Origin of the sequence: Treponema sp. (assembly GCF_051883275.1) — a bacterium.
Classification (GTDB): domain Bacteria; phylum Spirochaetota; class Spirochaetia; order Treponematales; family Treponemataceae; genus Treponema_D.
The window spans coordinates 1-3,032 of the sequence record NZ_JBJETK010000047.1; the positions used below are offsets into that span (position 1 = coordinate 1).

Sequence of the window (3,032 nt, forward strand, 5' to 3'; positions counted from 1 at the left end):
TTTCCGTTTTTTTCAATTTCTTTCATGATAAGAGATGTCTGAATTTTCGTGCGTCAGCGGAAACCATTCCCGCGATGCGTAAAATATTCTGCCGTACACTTCATACACACGGCAAGCATAAAATCTCCACAATCGCGGGCGCCGCCGCCGCAATTTCATGTTCGGGAGCCTTTCAAAAAATCGGGCGGGACGCGGCGCGGGAAAGGTGATGAAGTGATGGAGTTATGAGGTTATGGAGGTTCTTTGCGCTCGGCTTCGCCGAAAGGATTTCCGAAAAACTCTTTCGCGCAGCGAAACGCAATCAACTTCATAACTTCATAACCTCCATAACCTCGTCGCCTAAGCACCCTGCTTGCCCTCGAAGAACCGCGGACGAAAACTGCCCTTTTTCAACAGGGATTGCGGGGATTTCAAGGGATTTTCTTTTCGGCGGGAACGCGCCTTGGGGGCGAAGACATTCCTGTTTTCGTCTGTAAGGCGGAAGAATTGCCCGCGACGCTCAAAAAAATCTCCTGCGGAGCCGTCTTTTCTTACCAATAAAGGACGCACGTCCCGTCCCTGAAACTCCAAGTCCGAACCGAGAGATTTTTTCTGTCCACAAGGGTGCCGTGGCGAAAATCTCCTTCCCGCCACGCGTAAAAATACTCCTCGTCTTCGACGCAGACGTTCGGACACTTGGTGTAATTGCACTGTCGCGACAGCAACAGAAGAACATCCGTCGTCGTCGGCGTCTCTCCGTCGAAAACCAGAATTCGCGCCCCGACCGGCGCAGATCCGGCTTTATCGACGCCGGCAAACGCTCTTTTGACTTCGTCGATTTCCGTCCGCGAAACTTTTTCCGGAACCGCTGCATCAGCTCCGCCGTTTTTCGGAACGTCCGGCTTCGTCTTCTTCGATTCGTCTCGATTGTGCGGCGTCCACGTCTTCTTATCTGAATCGTAGCGACAAAAATCCACGTCTTTCAATTGCCTTATTCTCCGCCCGACGGGACGAGCGATCAGCGCTCCGTTTTCAGATGAAAACTCCCAAGTCTGATGAATAAAACCGCCTCTCGGCGGTAACCCTGCGCCTTTAACCGGGAGCTCCAACTTCGAATTAAGATCAAGATTGAAATCAAAACGATTCTCCTCGTATCGACAAAACCGATCCAGATTCCAGGCTTCAGCCTTTCCTTCACGTTCTTTGAGTTCGTCCAAATCCAGCTCGGCAAACTGATACCATTTCCCGACGTCATAAGCTGCAGGCACGTAGTTCACTCTTATCAGAGCCCAAAAATCATCGCACGCGACGACGTCCATGCTCGGCTCATACAGGGGTTCATCATAGGGCGCGACGTGGCGCAAAATGATTTCAGGACCGCTTCCCGATTTTTTGAGAACGCTGAAAACCATTCCATAAATAAATCTCGTTTTGACGGGAGACTTCACTAAAGAATATTCTTTCCCTTGAAATCTCCAAGACTTCACCAATTCCACATCCTTACCGTAGTCCTCTGTCGGCTGAGCGATTCCATCGAAACTGCCCAGAAGCACCGCAGAAAGAAAAGCTAAAACATAAATAATTTTTTTGACCATAATCTATTACTCCGTCGTCGCATATACCGTTATTTTCACGTCAAGCGAAGCGCCCTCGTATTTTACGGCACTTCCCGCAGGCATATTTTCATGATAAGAAGCGATGCAGATTCAAAAACTCCACGAGTATCGGGCGAACGTTTTTTTCTCGATTATTTCCCCGATTTCCGGACGACCTTTGAACCACAGGTAGTAGCGGTCGTCGTCTTCGATGCAGACGTTCGGAAATCCGAATTCCCGCCCGTCCTCGCCTTTCCAAATAATCGGACAGGAAATCGTCCTGTAAAGCACCGAAAGCGCCCAAGCAGGGCTTTGTTTCATGCTCCGGAATTCCTCTGGCAAAAAACCATGAGGCGTGATTTTAGCTTTTTCGGAACGAATCTGCGTCAAAACCGTTTCTTTCTCGACGCCATCCACGCTCCACGTCCGATCCCGATGAAGGTAGCCGGAAAACTTCTCGAGAATTTCGTTGTCCGGAAGATTCTTCAATTTCTCCAACGCCTCCGGATTTAATCGCATTTTCAGAAATTCGATTTTCCTTCTGTCCAGGTCCGATTTTTCCACGAATGATTGTTCTGTTAAAGGCGAAGAATCTCTTTTCTCAGAACCTGTCATGAGAAAATAACATCCCATCGCGACAAGAATTGCCAACAAGCTAAAAACAATAACTTTTTTCATAAACTTTCCTCTTATTCAGAAAGCGTTTCAAAGACATCTAAATCCGACGAGTTTTTTACGGCAAGAAACGTTCCATCGTCTCTGAAAAATCCAGCCAATGAATCATTTTCGTAAGCAGATAATTCGGAAAACTTGGACGTACCATAAGAAGGATCGTAATATTTCCCCCCAATTTTGCAAATCCAATGTCCATTGAACTGGAAAGGAGAATGAGGATTCCCCTGCGCCAAAACATCCCCTACCGGAGAAACCTTTTGAGGTAGTGGAGTTTTGCGAATAACCACGTCTAAAATGTGGGTATAATTTTGTTTAAAAATTGAAGAAAGCCACCTCAGTTCGGTATAAGTGCAATCCTTTTCGACAGAACACTCATCCAGGCTAAAGCTCCAATTTCCGACCATAACAGACTCTGGAGTGGGAAATCCAGATTGATCGCAAAAATCAGGCATCGCTCGCTTTGAAAAAATGCTTATTCGCTCTGCTTCAATTCCTTGCAACCTTACCAAGTCTCTAAAAAGACCGCTCCATGCCTGACAATTTCCATCCCCATTTTCACACATCAACAAAGGAGTTGTATCTGATTTTTGATATGCATTCTCAAATTTCCAATAACTTAATTGCTTATCATCCGATTTTCGGCGAACATCTAAGTCCGTAAATTCTTCGTAAATCGCATCGACGATTTCAACTTCATTGGATAATCCTTTCGCATTTTTGCAACCAAGCCAGAACAGGGTTTCCTGGCGCAGGGAGGTCAGCGGCTCGCCGCGCGTGAAATAG

General features: G+C 46.9%; 3 protein-coding genes. All 3 read right to left on the reverse strand.

Going from position 1 to position 3,032, the window contains the following annotated elements:
- Positions 1-530: 530 nt before the first annotated feature.
- The gene (locus tag ACI4L0_RS08170) at positions 531-1,574 is read right to left on the reverse strand and encodes a hypothetical protein (protein ID WP_439799677.1); all 1,044 of its coding nucleotides are present in this window, start codon (positions 1,572-1,574) and stop codon (positions 531-533) included.
- Positions 1,575-1,685: 111 nt separating this feature from the next.
- Entirely contained in the window at positions 1,686-2,252 is a 567-nt protein-coding gene (locus ACI4L0_RS08175) for a hypothetical protein (RefSeq protein WP_439799678.1), read from the reverse strand.
- Between the two features lie 11 nt (positions 2,253-2,263).
- A partial coding sequence (locus ACI4L0_RS08180) for a hypothetical protein (RefSeq protein ID WP_439799679.1) occupies positions 2,264-3,032 on the reverse strand: 769 nt, incomplete at its 5' end.